A 14,796-nucleotide genomic window follows, 5' to 3' on the forward strand; every position below is an offset into this window, starting at 1 on the left:
GCTCGTCATGGCGAGGACCAAGGAGTTCGACCCCGGCACCGCCTTGCACCGCGCTCTCGAATTGTTCTGGGAGCAGGGCTACGAGGCGACCTCGATGGCGGATCTGGTTGAGCGTCTTGGGATTGCCAAGGCGAGCATCTACGGCACCTTCGGCGGCAAGCGCGACCTCTATCTGAAGGCTCTGCGGCGCTATCTCGAGACCACCGATCCGGCCATCATGGCGGAGCTGTCGCAGCCCGGTCCGGTACTGCCGGCGGTGCGCGGACTGGTCGAGCGGTTCGTGCGTGAAGCCTCCAGTCCCGATTCGTATCTGGGTTGCATGGTGGTGAACAGCGCGGTCGAACGGGCCCGCACCGACGAGGCGGTGGCGCGGCTGGTGGAGTCCAGCTGGGCGCACCTGGAAACGACGTTGACTTCGGCATTGCTGCGGGCTCGCGCGCAGGGGGAACTGGCCGCGGATTCGGATCCGCGTTCACTTGCCCGATTCCTCCTGGTTTTCCTCCAGGGTGTCCGAGTCCTCGAGCGAACGCCGGATTCCGCTGCGCGCCTGCGTGATGCCGCGCGGACAGCCGTATCCGTGCTCGCCTGAACGGATTTCCGATTCATCCACAGTTTTCACGACCGGCCGGATTCGAGACTGATCGTTCCATATAGAACAGGCTCACCGATTGATCGTCGGTTATGGGGAGGTTCCCCTAGCGGAATGGCAGTGGGCTGTTGAACCGGCAGACACGTCCCTGTCATCTGCGCTGACTACTGTGCTTGGAATTCGCAGGGAGCGGTATTAGGAGCAGTAGCGATGAGGGACACACTGCCATCCAAGAACCAGGTCCTTCAGGCTTGCCGTGGGACAGGTTTTCCCGGACATCCACTATTGCGCGCCGCGCACGATCTGACCGGACTACACGAGCGCCTGCTCAGCGCCCGGCCGGAGCAGCTCACCGAACTCGACACGCGCCGTTCGAATTTGGTGCACGAGATCGACTGCTGGGTGACGGCGCAATTGCCACCGTCACACGGCGCGGCCCGCGTGCACACCGAGACGCTCGGCGCGGTCATCGATCGGCTGGCCCGGCTCACCGCCGCCGCCTATGCCGCCCTGGCGCGCGAATCCGGCCGGGATCTCACCGTGACCTGGGAGCATCTGGCCGAATTGGCCGTCGGCTACGAGGATTTGGCGTCGGAGGTATGCACCGGGCGGCGGCGCCTGCCCGGTGCACACTGAGTAACCCCGCTCATCCGCGGGCTTCCGGTTATCCGCGAGGCTTCTGAGCGGCGTACCAATCGAGCAGTTCGGGCACGTCGACGGCGGTGGGGGCCACCACGGTGGCGGCTTCCGCGCCCTGGAAGAGCTTCTTGATCGGCACTTCCAGCTTCTTGCCGGTGCGGGTGTGCGGAATGCCGGGCGCGGCGATGATTTCGTCGGGGACATGCCGCGGGGACACCTCGGCGCGAATGGTCGCATTGATCCGGCCGCGCAATTCGTCGGTCAATTCGACGCCGGGGGTGAGCACCACGAACAATGGCATCCAATAGCCGCCGTCGGGCTGTTCGGCACCGATGACCAGCGCCTCGGCGATCTCCGGAATACGTTCCACCGCCTGGTAGATGTCGGCGCTGCCCATCCGGATGCCCTGCCGATTCAGGGTGGAATCCGAGCGCCCGTGCACGACGATGCTGCCGTGGCCGGTGATGGTGATCCAGTCGCCGTGCCGCCAGACGCCGGGGAACATCTCGAAGTAGGCGTCACGGTAGCGGGAGCCGTCGGCGTCGTTCCAGAACGACACCGGCATGGACGGCATCGGCTTGGTGATGACCAGCTCACCGACCTCGTCCCGAACCGGATTGCCCTGTTCGTCCCAGGCGTCCAGGGCCACACCCAGATACGGGGCCGACAGTTCACCCGGCCACACCGGCACGGTGCGGACGCCGCCGATGAACGCCGACACCACGTCGGTGCCGCCGCTGATCGAGGCCACCGGCACCCGCTCGCCGACATTGTCGCGCAGCCACAGCGAGGACGACGGCGGCAGCGACGAGCCGGTGATGCCGACCAGCCGCAGCGCGGACAGGTCGTGGTCGGTGCGGGGCACGGATCCGGCCTTGGCGCAGGCCAGCACGTAGCCGGGGCTGGTGCCGAGGACGGTGGCGCGGGTGCGGGCGGCCAGCCGCCACAGCGCGTCCGGGGTGGGCGCGGCGGGGCTGCCGTCGTAGCAGACGATGGTGGCGCCGACCAGCAGTCCGGCGACCTGGAAGTTCCACATCATCCAGCTGGGGCTGGTGTACCAGAAGAACGTGTCGTCGGGCCCGATATCGGATTGCAGGGCAACGGCTTTCAGGTGCTCCAGCAGCACGCCGCCGTGTCCGTGCACGATGCCCTTGGGCTTGCCGGTGGTGCCGGACGAGTACAGCACCCACAGCGGGTGCGCGAAATCCACGGCTTCGATGTCGAAGTCGACATCCGCGTCGCCCGGATCGACGTTCGCCCAGGCGATCGCGTCCGGCACGGCCGCGCCGATGCGCGACACCACCACGGTCCCGGCCAGCGACGGCAGGCCCGCACGCAGCGCCGCGATATCGGCGGTCTTGTCGTGCACCTTGCCGCCGAAGCGGTACCCGTCGGCCGTGACCAGCACCTTCGGTTCGAGTTGGCCGAGCCGGTCGAGGGCGGCCTGCGCGGAATAGTCCTGCCCGCAAGCGCTCCAGACGGCTCCGATACCGGCGGTGGCCAGGAACGCGATCACGGCTTCGGCGATGTTCGGCAGGTATCCGGCGACCCGGTCGCCGGGGCCGACGCCCATTTCGCGCAGGGTGCGCGCGAACCCGGCGGCGGTGGCGACCAGCGCTGCCCAGGAGATCTCGGTGATCTCGCCGGTCTCGTCGACCGACAGGATCGCGGGCCGGTCGTCACGAACCTGCCGCAGCACCTGCTCGACATAGTTCAGCCGCGCCCCCGGGAACCACCGCGCGCCCGGCATTTCCGTGGAGCCGAGCACGTCGCCGGTCCGGTCGCCGAGGTCGAAGTAGTCCCAGAGCGCGCCCCAGAACCCTTCCAGGTCGTCGATCGACCACTGCCACAAGGCCTGATAGTCCGGGAAGGACAGTCCTGTCCGCTTCTCGGCGAACAGCGCGAAGCTGGTCACCTGGGCCTGGGCGAGATCGTCGTCGCTCGGCACCCACTGTGGTTCCACCGCCATACCTCCTACAACGCGTATCCCGCGCTGCCGGCCGCGTCGGCCCGCTGCACGATGCGCTCGGCGTGCCGGATGACCGGCATATCCACCATGCGCCCTTCGAAGGTGAAGACACCCCGATGGTTGGGTGCTTCCACCAAAAGCCTTTGCGCCCAGTCGACCTCCGTGGCGGCGGGCGCGTAGGCGGTCCGGATGACCGGCAGCTGACGGGGGTGGATGGCCACCTTGGCGTCGAAGCCGATGGCCACCGCGTCCTCGGACTCGGCGGCCAGCCCGGTCAGATCCGCGATGTCGAGATACACCGAGTCCAGCGCGAACTTGCCGTACGCCTTGGCCGCCAGCAGCGACTGCGACCGCACGTGCCGGGCCACATCGCGGTAGCCGCCGTGCGCGTGTCGGCTGGAATTGCCGCCCAGCGCGGCGACCAGGTCCTCCGCGCCCCACATGACGCCGATGGCATTGCGCACCATGACCGCCCGGCCGACGGCGAGCGCGCCCAGCGGGGATTCGATGAGCGCGATCACCTCGTAGTCGGTGAGCCGCGTGATCTGCTCGGCCGATTCGCATTTCGGCAGCATGATGCGGCGGTACTCGGTGCGCACCAGGGCGTCCAGGTCGAGCATGTGCTCGAGGGTGCCCGCGGCGTTCACCCGCACGACGGTGCGCTCGGGGTCGAGCGGGTTGGCGATCAGCGCCTCGCGGGCCGCGGCCTTGTCGGATTCGGCGACGCCGTCCTCGAGGTCGATGATGACCACGTCGGCGGCCGCGAGCGCCTTGCCGTAGCGCTCGGGGCGGTCGGCGGGGCAGAAAAGCCAAGCGGGGCCGGGCATTTCCCAACTCATGAAGGCTCCTCCAGCGAGCTGGTCAGTGGATTCCGCCTCACCAGGGTCTTGCGGACGGCGGTGGCGACGACGTCACCGTGTTGATTGCGGCCGGTGTGCGCGAAGGTCACGATGCCCTCGCCCGGCCGGCTCTTGGACTCGCGCAGCTCGGTGACCACGGTCTCCGCGTACAGCGTGTCGCCGTGGAAGAGCGGCTTGGGGAACGCGATATCGGAGAAGCCGAGGTTGGCCACGATGGTGCCCTGCGTCAGCTGGGCGACCGACAGACCGACCAGCGTCGAGAGCGTGAACATGGAGTTCACCAGTCGCTGATGGAACGGCGGCAGCGCCTCGGAGAACGCCGCGTCCAGGTGCAGGGCCTGGGTGTTCATGGTCAAGGTCGTGAACAGCACATTGTCGGCCTCGGTGATGGTCCGCCCCGGCCGGTGCTCATAGACCACACCGACCTCGAACTCGTCGAACCACAAGCCGCGCTGGACGACCCGCTTCACCTCGACTGTGTCCGATGGACGCTCGCTGCGCTCGCTCACAGGCCGAGCTCCCGACCGATCAGCATCAACTGCACCTCCGTGGTGCCCTCACCGATTTCCAGGATCTTGCTGTCGCGATAGTGCCGGGCCACAGCATATTCGTTCATGAACCCGTAGCCGCCGAAGATCTGCGTGGCGTCGCGGGCATTGTCCATGGCGGCCTCGCTGGCGACCAGCTTGGCGATGGCGGCCTGCTTCTTGAACGGCTTGCCGGACAGCATGAGCGCGGCCGCGTCGTAGTAGGCGGTGCGGGCCATGTGGGCGCGGGCCTCCATGCGGGCGATCTTGAAGGCGATGGCCTGGTTGCTGCCGATCGGGCGGCCGAAGGCCTCGCGGTCCTTGGCGTAGCGGACGCTCTCGTCCACGCAGCCCTGGGCCGCGCCGACCGACAGCGCGGCGATGGCGATCCGGCCCTCGTCGAGGATGCGCAGGAAGTTGGCGTAGCCGCGGCCGCGCTCGCCGAGCAGGTTCTCCTCCGGCACCCGGACGTCGACGAAGCTGAGCGGGTGGGTGTCGGAGGCGTTCCAGCCGACCTTGTTGTAGGCGGGCTCGGCGGTGAAGCCCGGGGTGTCGGCGGGAACGATGATCGTGGAGATCTCCTTCTTGCCGTCCACTCCCCCGGTGACCGCGGTGACCGTCACCAGCCGGGTGATATCGGTGCCCGAGTTGGTGATGAACTGCTTGGAGCCGTTGATGATCCAGCTGTCGCCGTCGAGCACCGCGGTGGTGCGGGTGCCGCCCGCATCACTGCCCGCACCCGGCTCGGTGAGGCCGAACGCGCCCAGCGCGCGCCCACTGGCCAGCAGCGGCAGCCACTCCGCCTTCTGCTTGTCGTTGCCGAAGCGGTAGATCGGCATGGCGCCCAGCGAGACACCGGCCTCCAGGGTGATGGCGACACTCTGGTCGACCTTGCCGAGCTCCTCGAGCGCCAGGCAGAGCGCGAAGTAGTCGCCGCCCATGCCGCCGAACTCCTCGGGGAACGGCAGGCCGAACAGGCCCATGTCGGCCATGCCGGAGACGACCTCGTACGGGAAGCTGTGCTCGGCGTCGTGCTTGGCGGCGACCGGGGCCACCACCTGGTTGGCGAAGTCGCGGACGGTGAGGGCGAGTTCGCGGTACTCGTCCGGAAGCGTTCCGGTGGACAGGAAATCGGTCATGACTGGGTGTTCTCCTCGGCGATGATGCGAGCCAGCGGCTGTTCGAGTTTCACCTGCGCGCCCGGCTCGACCAGCAGTTCGACGCGGCCGGCGATGGGGGCGGTGAGGGTGTGTTCCATCTTCATGGCCTCCACGACCACGATGGGGGCGCCCGCCGCGACGACATCGCCGTCGGCGGCGGGGGTGGCGATGACCGAACCCGGCATGGGGCTCTGGATCTCGGCGTCGCCGACGTGGGCGTCGCCGCCGCGGACGTCGGCCTCGGCGACCTCGCGCAGCAGGGCGGTGCCGGTGCGGTCGGCGACCCAGATGTGCCCGGGCGCGGTGGCGACCCGGTAGCGGCCGCGCAGGCCGTCGATGGCGAGGGTGAGGGTGTCGCCGTCGGAATCGACGGTGAGGGTGCGCCGCTCGCCGTCCTCGATCCAGGTGGTGGCCCGGTCCGGGGTGCCGGAGAAGAACACGTGCGCGGTGCGGTCGCCGCCGATCAGGCGGATGCCGAAGGGCGCGTGCGCGCCGACCCGCCAGCCGGTGGGCAGCTGCCACGGATCCACCGGGCCGTCCGGCCAGTGCCGCAGCCACAGCCGCGCGGCGGCCGCGATGAACTGCTCGTCGGTGACGGCGGCGGGGGCGAAGTCGGCGGCGCGGCGGTCCAGCAGGCCAGTGTCGAGCCGTCCGGCGAGGACGTCCGGGTCGGCGAGCAGGAAGCGCGCGAAATCGGTATTGGTGCGCACACCGAGGATCTGTGTGTCCCGCAGGGCCGCATCGAGTGCGGCGATGGCCGCGCCGCGGTCGGCGGCGTGCGCGATGACCTTGGACAGCATCGGGTCGTAGTCGGAGCCGACCACGGTGCCGGTGCGCAGGCCCGAATCCACCCGCACGCCCGGGCCTTCCGGCTCGGACAGGGCGAGCACGGTGCCGCCGGTGGGCAGGAAGTCGCGGCCCGGGTCCTCGGCGTACACGCGCGCCTCGATGGCGTGCCCGGTGAGCCGGACGTCCTCCTGCGCGGCGGACAGCTTCTGTCCGGCCGCGATGCGGACCTGGCATTCCACCAGGTCGACGCCGGTGACCAGTTCGGTGACCGGATGTTCCACCTGCAGCCGGGTGTTCATCTCCATGAAGAAGAACTCGTCCGGCTGGTCCGCGGAGACGATGAACTCGACGGTGCCCGCGCCGACGTAGTCGACACTGCGGGCGGTATTGCAGGCGGCCGCGCCGATCCGGGCCCGGGTGCGGGCGTCCAGCAAGGGCGAGGGGGCTTCCTCGATCACCTTCTGGTGGCGGCGCTGCAGGCTGCACTCGCGTTCGCCCAGGTGCAGCACGTGACCGAACTGGTCGGCCAGGATCTGCACCTCGATGTGGCGGGGGCGGGTGACGAAGCGTTCCAGGAACAGGGTGTCGTCGCCGAAGGCGGCCCCGGCCTCGCGGCGGGCGCTGACCAGGGCGGCGGGCAGGTCGGCGGGATCGTCGACCCGGCGCATGCCCTTGCCGCCGCCACCGGCGGACGGCTTGACCAGCACCGGGTAGCCGATCTCGGTCGCGGCCGCGATCAACTCGGCGTCGGTGAGACCCGGCTTGGCGATGCCGGGCACCACGGGCACGCCGTATTCGGCGACCGCGTTCTTGGCGGTGATCTTGTCGCCCATGATCTCGATGGCGCGCGCGGACGGGCCCAGGAAGGCGATGCCCGCCGCCTCGAGCGCGGCCGCGAAGGCCGAATTCTCGGACAGGAAGCCGTATCCCGGGTGCACGGCCTGCGCGCCGGAGCGCACGGCGGCGGCGACCACCTTGTCGATGTTCAGGTAGGACTCGCGCGCGGCGGCCGGGCCGAGGCGGACCGCGGTGTCGGCCTCGCGCACGTGGCGGGCGTCGGCGTCGGCGTCGCTGTAGACGGCGACGGATCGAATTCCCATGTCGCGCAAGGTGCGAATCACCCGGACCGCGATCTCGCCGCGATTGGCGACGAGCACGGTGTCGAACACGACGGGCTGAGCTTTGTTCATCAAGGTCATCACATCCGGAAGACGCCGTAGGAGACGGGCTCGAGCGGGGCCTGCGCGCAGGCCGAGAGGGCCAGGCCGACAACGGTTCTGGTGTCGGCGGGGTCGATGACGCCATCGTCCCAGAGCCGGGCCGTGGAGTAGTACGGATTGCCCTGGGCCTCGTACTGCTCACGGATCGGGGCCTTGAACTTCTCCAGATCCTCCTCCGACTGGTCGCCGCGCACGGTCGCCAGCACCGAGGCCGCCTGCTCGCCGCCCATGACGGAGATGCGGGCGTTCGGCCACATCCACAGGAAGCGCGGCGAATACGCGCGCCCGCACATGGAGTAGTTGCCCGCGCCGTAGGAGCCGCCGATCACCACGGTCAGCTTCGGCACCCGGGCGCACGCGACCGCGGTCACCATCTTCGCGCCGTGCTTGGCGATGCCGCCCGCCTCGTAGTCGCGCCCGACCATGAAGCCGGTGATGTTCTGCAGGAACAGCAGCGGGATCTTGCGCTTGTCGCACAGTTCGATGAAATGCGCGCCCTTCATGGCGGATTCGCTGAACAGCACGCCATTGTTGGCGACGATGCCGACCGGGTGGCCGTGGATCCGGGCGAAGCCGGTGACCAGGGTCTTGCCGTATTCGGCCTTGAATTCCTGGAATTCGCCGCCGTCGACGACGCGGGTGATGACCTCGCGGACGTCGTAGGGGGTGCGCAGGTCCACCGGCACCACGTCGTACAGCTCGTCCTGCGGCGCGATCGGGTCCACGGTCGGCGCGACATCCCACGGCGTCGGCGTCTTCGGGCCCAGCGTGGCCACGATATTGCGCACGATGCGCAGCGCGTCCTGATCGCTCTCGGCCAGATGATCGGTGACGCCGGAGGTGCGCGAGTGCAGATCGCCGCCGCCCAGTTCCTCGGCGGTGACGACCTCGCCGGTGGCCGCCTTCACCAGCGGCGGGCCGCCCAGGAAGATGGTGCCCTGATTGCGCACGATGACGGTCTCGTCGCTCATGGCCGGGACGTACGCGCCGCCCGCGGTGCACGAGCCCATGACCGCGGAGATCTGCGCGATCCCCTTGGCGCTCATGTTCGCCTGGTTGAAGAAGATGCGGCCGAAGTGCTCGCGATCGGGGAACACCTCGTCCTGCCGGGGCAGGTACGCGCCGCCGGAGTCGACCAGGTAGACGCACGGCAGATTGTTCTGCAGCGCGACTTCCTGGGCGCGCAGATGCTTCTTGACCGACATCGGGTAGTAGGTGCCGCCCTTGACCGTCGCGTCGTTGGCGAGGATCACGCACTCGCGCCCGGAGACCCGGCCGATGCCGCCGATCACGCCCGCACCGGGGCATTCGTCGTCGTACATGCCGTTGGCCGCCAGCGGCGACAGCTCCAGGAACGGGCTGCCGGTATCGAGCAGCTGGTCCACCCGCTGGCGCGGCAGCAGCTTGCCGCGGGCCAGGTGCCGTTCCCGCGATTTCTCGGGCCCGCCCAGCGCGCTGACGGCCAATCGCTCCCGCAGCTCCTCGACCAACGCCAGGTGCGCGTCCCGGTTCCCGGTCCGCGTCTGTTCGCTCAGCGTCATCCGCTCCGCCTCCCCGTGCGTCCGATCCGGTCCGCTCGGTTAGTCACCAATAACTGGAAAATAAGATAATCTTCACTAACTGAGTTGTCCAGCACCGCTGAAAGGAGCCACGGTGAACAGTGCGACGGAACCCGTGGGGCTGACCCGGCGCGAGCAGCTCAAGGCGCAACGTCGCGAACAGCTGCTGGAGGCGGGTGCGCGACTCATCGCGGACCGCGGATTCCTCGGCATGCGGCTCGACGATCTCGGCGCGGCGGCCGGCATCAGCGGGCCCGCCGTGTACCGGCACTTCCCCAACAAGGAGGCGCTGCTGGTCGAGCTGCTGGTCGGCATCAGTCAGCGGCTGCTCGACGGCGGCCGGTCCGTGGCGCTCGCGGCGGGTTCCCCGCGCGAGGCGCTCGGCGGCCTGGTGGACTTCCACCTCGACTTCGCGCTCGGCGAACCCGAGCTGATCCGCATCCAGGATCGCGACCTGGAGAATCTGCCGGAGTCGGCGCGCCGTCAGGTGCGGCGCACGCAGCGGCAGTACGTGGAGGTGTGGGTGGCGGTGCTGCGGGAACTACGCCCCGACCTACCCGAGCAGGCCGCGCGCGTCCAAGCGCACGCCACCTTCGGCCTGATCAACTCGACCCCGCACAGCGCACCGGCCAGCGCCACCAGGGCGCGCCCGATCCTGCGCCGCATGGCCCTCGCCGCCCTGGACTGACTCCCCCACCGGCTCCCCCACCTGTCCCGAACGAGCGGTGGCGCGGACGGAATCGAATCCGTCCACGCCACAGGCTGTTTCACCGCTTCGATCGAACTCAGTTCGCGGACGACCCGCTGATCCGGGTCTGCGCCGCGGCCAGGCGGGCGGCGAACTCGGGCGATTCGAGCGACGCCAGCTGCGGGATCACCTCGGTGCTGACCGCCTCCGCGTGGGTGGGCAGGGCACGGGTGGCGCGCATGGTGCGCTTGGTGGTGATGAGCAGCTCACGTGGGACTTCCGCTGTCGCGGAGGCGTATTCGACGGCGGCGGCGACCAGGGCGGCGTGGTCGCCGTCGACGACCCGGTGCACCAGTCCGGCGGTTGCCGCTTCGTGCGCGTCGAGCACCTCACCGAACAGCGTCATGGCCGTCGCCTGCTGCGGGCCCACCGCGCGCTGCAGCATCCAGGTCATGCCGCCGCCGGGGTGGATGCCCAGGCGCAGGAAGCGAGCGTCGAAGCGGGCGTTGGGATTCGCGAAGCGCAGGTCGGCGGCCAGCGCCAGGTTCAGGCCCGCGCCGACGGCCTGGCCGCCGACCGCCGCGATGGTGGGCAGCTTGCAGCGGGCCACCGCAAGGAAGCCTTCATAGATGGCCCGCAGGCCCTCTTCCTTCGCCTCGCCCAGGGCGGTCAGGTTGGCGCCCGCGCAGAAGGCGGGGGGCGTGCCGGTGACCACCAGGGCGTGCACCGATTCGTCGGCCTCGGCGTCCGCCACCGCGTCCGCGAGATCGGCGGATAGATCCAGCGTCAACGCATTCCGCTTGTCGGGGTCGTGCACCGTCACCAGCGCCACGGACTTCAGGCGCTCCACCTTGATCTCGGCCATGGCCCCAGATGGTAACGGCGCGCGGGGCGCCGCGTTCACGCACCGCGTAGTTCGCGCGCGGCGGTCCGCAACACCATGTCGAAGCTGAGGCTCACCACCGGGGCCGCCAGGAAGGTCCACATCGGCGCGAGCACGGGCGCGGCGATCTCGAAGGTCGTCGACCAGTGCACCAGGGTGCCGTCGGCGACCGGGTCACAGCTGATGGAACCCTCCTGATGCCGCAGGCGCGGAACGGATTTCAGCCCGCGATACCGCATCAGCCGGGGCGGATCGTATTCGGTGATCTCCTGGGTGAGCCGCATGAGCGGGGTCACCACCAACCGCACCGCGCCCACGCCGTTGCCCGCGGTATTGCCGGGGCGGACCAGGGTGACGCGGCGGACGAACGGAACCCGTTGATAATTCGCGACATCGGTGAGCCAATCGAAGACATCCGCGGGCGGGGCGGCGATGGTGCGTTCGACGTCGACCGTGCGCATCCCGGCAGACTACCCAGATCGGCGGCGGGACGTCGGCCGAAATGCCTGGTGATTACCATTGCGATATGACCGTCGAGGAGCAGCCGCAGCGCGTGATCCGCCGCCGACCGAAGAATCGGCGCGCGCAGATCGCCGCCACTTCGGCCGCCGCCTTCGGATCGCTCGGCTACCACGGCGTGAGCATGGAGGACATCGCCACCCGGCTCGGTATTTCGTCGGCCGCCCTGTACCGGCACTATCCGAGCAAGTACGCGCTGTTCCGGGAGGAATTGCTGCGCCTGTCGCGGCTCACCGCCGAGGCGGCCACGCTGCCCGACGAGTCCGAGGGCCTGTCCCCGCGCGCCCGGCTGAACCGGGTGCTGGATCGGATGATCGCCGAGACCATCGCCAATCGCGCCACCGTCACCCTGGTGCGCTGGGAGCGCCGCTATCTCGACGACACCGATCGGCAGATCCTGGAGGAGCAGTTCATCGTGGCGCTGACCACGTTGCGCGCGCTCATCGCGGACGTGCGGCCCGAACTCGACGGGCACGACCGCGCGGTGCGGGCGGTGTCGATGCTCAGCGTCATCTCCAGCATCGGCGACCACCACGCCACGCTGCCCGCGAAATCGCTGACGGCCCTGCTGCATTCGGCTTGCGACGCCATCCTCGACACCGAGCTGCCGCCGGAGGGCACCGCGGCGGAGCCGCCGCGCGCGGTGGAGATCCCGCGCAGTTTCAAGCACGAGCTGCTGCTGAAGAAGGCGGTGGAGCTGTTCCACCAGCGCGGCTACCCCAATGTGAGCGTGGAGGACATCGCGGCCGCGGCCGATCTGTCGGCGGCCTCGGCGGTGTACCGGTACTACCGCAGCAAGGGCGATCTACTGGCCGCCGCGTTCCGCCGGGCGGCGGACCGGGTGTCCGGGGCGATCGGCCCGGCGGTGGCGACCTCGTCGACTCCGGCCGAGGCGCTGCGCAAACTGGTGGATCTGTATGTCGCGGGATCGTTCGCCGAGCGCGAGCTGACCTTCGTGTACTACGCCGAGTTCGGCCATGTCTCGGCCGAGGAGCGCACCATGCTGCGCAATGTGCAGCGGCTCATCGTGGCCGAGTGGGTGCGGCTGCTGGTGGCGGTGCGCCCGGAACTGTCCGAGAGCGAGGCGCGCATCCTGGTGCAGGCCGGGTTCGGTCTGGTGGTGGATCTGGGGCGCGAGTTCGGCGGTCACGCGTCGATCTGCCCGCCGCCCAGGGTGATCCGGCTGATGGAGGTCACCCTGTTCGGCGCCGACATACCGGAGCGCTGAACCTCCGAAGGCCGGAGGGCTAGGCCTTCAGGGCGGTCAGCGGGACGAAAGGCGCGTAGTCGCAGACGTGCCCGTTGTCCCACTCCCACAGCGAGACCGGATCGACGGCCACGCCGCTCTGCAGGATGAGCCGCCAGCCGCCGTCCTCCCGCTGCCAGATATCGCCGTCCCGGTCCCAGTAGAGACCGATCACGTGTGGTTCCAGGGGCTCGGGCCGGCTCATATCTCCCTCTCATAGCTAATCTTCAGCGATTGCGCGAGTGCGGGCGCTCCGGGACTATTTCGTGGTAACCAGGGTTTACGTTCGGAGCAAATATATTTGCCAATCGTTCGCTCGCCCAGGAAGCGGCGCGCGCGAGTCGAATTCGCTTCGCCGAATTCTCGCGGCCGGCCGGTATCGTGCACAGCGCATGGTCGGGGAGGACTGCAAGACTAGGGCCGAAAGGCGTTGTTGCCCATGAGAATCATCAGCACTGTCGCAATCGCGGCGAGCGCCGCCGTCCTGTGGTCGGCCGCGCCCGCGCAGGCCGGGCCGGAGACCGGGTCCGCGGATCGGCCGCTGCCGGCCGGGAGCACCATCGAACCGGTCATCGACTGCGGGCCGACCGCCGCGCATCCGTATCCCGTGGTGGTGCTGCCCGGCGGGGACGGCAGCACGGATCAGACCGCCGCGCAGTGGGAGACCATGGTCGGCGCACTGCGCGGGGCCGGATACTGCACTCTGCTGTTCCAGGGCGGTGTGGTGAACAGGAAGCGGTGGTACGGCGATATGCCCGCCGAGGCAGGGCAGGTCGCGGATTTCATCGCGAAGGTGCGGGAGACCACCGGGGCCGAGAAGGTCGAGATCGTGGCCCACTCGGCGGGGACCATCGTGACGAACTACTACCTGAAGCTGCTGGGCGGGGCGCCGACGGTGAGCCACGCCGTGTTCATCACGCCCGAGGTGCGCGGCTGTGACGGCGCGGGTGTCCTCGGCATCCCGAATCCGCCCATCACCCCCGTGCAGCTGCTGCACGAGCTGCCCGTGCTGAGCACCCTGCTGGCCGCGGCCTCGCCGGAATTGGCCACAGCCCTGCAGATGACACCGGATTCGCCGGTGTACAAGGCGATTTTCGATACGCGGGTCACCCAGCCCGGGGTCACCTATTCGGTGATCGCGACGCGCCGGGATCAGCTCGCCACGCCCGCGCCGCAGTGCTCGACCCTCGACGAACCGGGCGTCGAGAACGTGGTCTACGAGGACCTGTTCCCGGACGCGGCGCCGGTGGACCACTCACTGATCCGATCCAGCGCCGAGACCGCGGGCTGGGTCCTGGACCGGTTGCGGCGCTGAGCCCCGGGGGCCGCCAGGACGGGTTGCCCTGGCGGCCTTCACACACCTGCCCGAAAGCTGCTACGTAGTCGCCGGCGGCCAGGTGAAGGAGGAGCCGGAGCCCAGCGACTTCGCCAGGAAGCTGAAAAAGTCGTTCACAGCACTACCGCTGAACATGCAGGCCTCCTAGACGACCGGAGTCGGGGTAGGGGTAGTGCCGCCCGGCTGGGTGACCGAGGTCGAGGAGCCGGAGCCGATGACCTTCGCGATCGCGATGAGCAGGTCGGTCATACCGCTGCCAGTGTAGAAATCCACAGCGATTTCCTTTCGAGAATTTCGTGAGTGCGGCGCGAATTACTTCGCGCTGTGGGTCTTGAGCTTCGGGCCCTTGGGGTTGTAGCTCGCGGTGGAACCGGCGCCCAGGAACTTCAGCACCTGGGAGACAACAGCGCCGATGTCGACCGAAGGCGTAGTGCCGGGATCCGGAGGAGTGGTAGTCATGGTGATTCCCTTTCTTTCACGACGCGGACAGACCCCCTCGATGTGTGGTTTCTTCTCGGGACCGCCGCACGGGGCCATTTGACCCCGGGTCTGTGGATACGGAACTCGGTGTTCCGCTGGTCTATTCGGGCTCGACCGACATGGCCTGGACGAGCGAGGCAGGTCGCATGTCGGTCCAGTGCGCCTCGACGTAGTCCAGGCAGCTCTGTCGCAGGGCCGGGCCGTGCGCCGCGGTCCAGCCGCCGGGGATGGCGGCGAACACCGGCCACAGCGAGTGCTGGGCCTCCTCGTTGACGAGAACATAGAACTGGGCGTTTTCGTCGTCGAACGGATTGCTCATTCGGGTTGCCTTT

The 14,796-nt window shown here is 69.0% G+C and carries 17 protein-coding genes; 5 read left to right on the forward strand and 12 right to left on the reverse strand.

What is annotated here, in order from left to right; genetic code table 11:
• Positions 1-7 precede the first annotated feature (7 nt).
• Positions 8-589, forward strand: coding sequence for a TetR family transcriptional regulator (locus tag ACWEOI_RS10630; RefSeq protein ID WP_433668604.1), 582 nt, complete (start codon positions 8-10; stop codon positions 587-589).
• 210 nt (positions 590-799) lie between these two features.
• Complete coding sequence (locus ACWEOI_RS10635; RefSeq protein WP_433668606.1) at positions 800-1,225, forward strand: DUF4254 domain-containing protein; 426 nt, start codon at positions 800-802, stop codon at positions 1,223-1,225.
• Positions 1,226-1,253: 28 nt separating this feature from the next.
• Here ACWEOI_RS10635 and ACWEOI_RS10640 read toward each other — a convergent pair whose 3' ends face one another.
• Genes ACWEOI_RS10640 through ACWEOI_RS10665 form a run of 6 tightly spaced genes read right to left on the reverse strand, consistent with a single transcriptional unit; the run spans position 1,254 to position 9,294 of the window.
• Positions 1,254-3,197: an acetoacetate--CoA ligase gene (locus ACWEOI_RS10640; protein WP_452359470.1), complete on the reverse strand. Its 1,944-nt coding sequence runs from the start codon at positions 3,195-3,197 to the stop codon at positions 1,254-1,256.
• Positions 3,198-3,202: 5 nt separating this feature from the next.
• Entirely contained in the window at positions 3,203-4,036 is an 834-nt protein-coding gene (locus ACWEOI_RS10645; RefSeq protein ID WP_433668609.1) for an aldolase/citrate lyase family protein, read from the reverse strand.
• Positions 4,033-4,566 carry a MaoC/PaaZ C-terminal domain-containing protein gene (locus ACWEOI_RS10650; RefSeq protein ID WP_433668611.1) on the reverse strand — a complete coding sequence of 178 codons (534 nt, stop codon included), beginning with the start codon at positions 4,564-4,566 and terminating at the stop codon, positions 4,033-4,035. The genes ACWEOI_RS10645 and ACWEOI_RS10650 overlap by 4 nt, the downstream gene beginning before the upstream one ends.
• A complete protein-coding gene (locus ACWEOI_RS10655; protein WP_379271135.1) occupies positions 4,563-5,723 on the reverse strand; it encodes an acyl-CoA dehydrogenase family protein in 1,161 nt (386 codons plus the stop codon). The genes ACWEOI_RS10650 and ACWEOI_RS10655 overlap by 4 nt, the downstream gene beginning before the upstream one ends.
• Positions 5,720-7,723 (reverse strand): ATP-binding protein, encoded by a 2,004-nt coding sequence (locus ACWEOI_RS10660; protein ID WP_452359471.1) that lies wholly within the window; start codon positions 7,721-7,723, stop codon positions 5,720-5,722. The genes ACWEOI_RS10655 and ACWEOI_RS10660 overlap by 4 nt, the downstream gene beginning before the upstream one ends.
• An 8-nt stretch (positions 7,724-7,731) precedes the next feature.
• A complete protein-coding gene (locus ACWEOI_RS10665; RefSeq protein ID WP_452359472.1) occupies positions 7,732-9,294 on the reverse strand; it encodes a carboxyl transferase domain-containing protein in 1,563 nt (520 codons plus the stop codon).
• 112 nt (positions 9,295-9,406) lie between these two features.
• On the opposite strand from ACWEOI_RS10665, the gene ACWEOI_RS10670 reads away from it, so the two are divergent.
• Positions 9,407-10,000, forward strand: a complete 594-nt coding sequence (locus ACWEOI_RS10670; protein WP_433668616.1) for an SACE_7040 family transcriptional regulator — start codon at positions 9,407-9,409, stop codon at positions 9,998-10,000.
• A gap of 97 nt (positions 10,001-10,097) precedes the next feature.
• Here the strand turns inward: ACWEOI_RS10670 and ACWEOI_RS10675 are convergent, their stop codons facing one another.
• Positions 10,098-10,865 carry an enoyl-CoA hydratase gene (locus ACWEOI_RS10675; protein WP_433668618.1) on the reverse strand — a complete coding sequence of 256 codons (768 nt, stop codon included), beginning with the start codon at positions 10,863-10,865 and terminating at the stop codon, positions 10,098-10,100.
• Between the two features lie 35 nt (positions 10,866-10,900).
• Positions 10,901-11,344 (reverse strand): SRPBCC family protein, encoded by a 444-nt coding sequence (locus ACWEOI_RS10680; protein ID WP_433668620.1) that lies wholly within the window; start codon positions 11,342-11,344, stop codon positions 10,901-10,903.
• Positions 11,345-11,409: 65 nt separating this feature from the next.
• On the opposite strand from ACWEOI_RS10680, the gene ACWEOI_RS10685 reads away from it, so the two are divergent.
• A complete protein-coding gene (locus ACWEOI_RS10685) occupies positions 11,410-12,630 on the forward strand; it encodes a TetR family transcriptional regulator (protein WP_433668621.1) in 1,221 nt (406 codons plus the stop codon).
• A 19-nt stretch (positions 12,631-12,649) separates the two neighbouring features.
• On the opposite strand, the gene ACWEOI_RS10690 is transcribed toward ACWEOI_RS10685, so the two are convergent.
• Positions 12,650-12,853 carry a hypothetical protein gene (locus ACWEOI_RS10690; RefSeq protein WP_357091198.1) on the reverse strand — a complete coding sequence of 68 codons (204 nt, stop codon included), beginning with the start codon at positions 12,851-12,853 and terminating at the stop codon, positions 12,650-12,652.
• A 234-nt stretch (positions 12,854-13,087) separates the two neighbouring features.
• On the opposite strand from ACWEOI_RS10690, the gene ACWEOI_RS10695 reads away from it, so the two are divergent.
• A complete protein-coding gene (locus ACWEOI_RS10695) occupies positions 13,088-13,963 on the forward strand; it encodes an esterase/lipase family protein (RefSeq protein WP_452359473.1) in 876 nt (291 codons plus the stop codon).
• A gap of 165 nt (positions 13,964-14,128) precedes the next feature.
• On the opposite strand, the gene ACWEOI_RS10700 is transcribed toward ACWEOI_RS10695, so the two are convergent.
• The 3 genes from ACWEOI_RS10700 to ACWEOI_RS10710 form a co-directional block, all read right to left on the reverse strand.
• Positions 14,129-14,257 (reverse strand): hypothetical protein, encoded by a 129-nt coding sequence (locus ACWEOI_RS10700; protein WP_433668625.1) that lies wholly within the window; start codon positions 14,255-14,257, stop codon positions 14,129-14,131.
• Between the two features lie 39 nt (positions 14,258-14,296).
• Entirely contained in the window at positions 14,297-14,443 is a 147-nt protein-coding gene (locus ACWEOI_RS10705; protein ID WP_452359474.1) for a hypothetical protein, read from the reverse strand.
• A gap of 121 nt (positions 14,444-14,564) precedes the next feature.
• Positions 14,565-14,783, reverse strand: a complete 219-nt coding sequence (locus ACWEOI_RS10710) for an MbtH family protein (RefSeq protein ID WP_213559250.1) — start codon at positions 14,781-14,783, stop codon at positions 14,565-14,567.
• Positions 14,784-14,796: the final 13 nt, after the last annotated feature.

The organism is Nocardia sp. NPDC004340 (assembly GCF_053602575.1).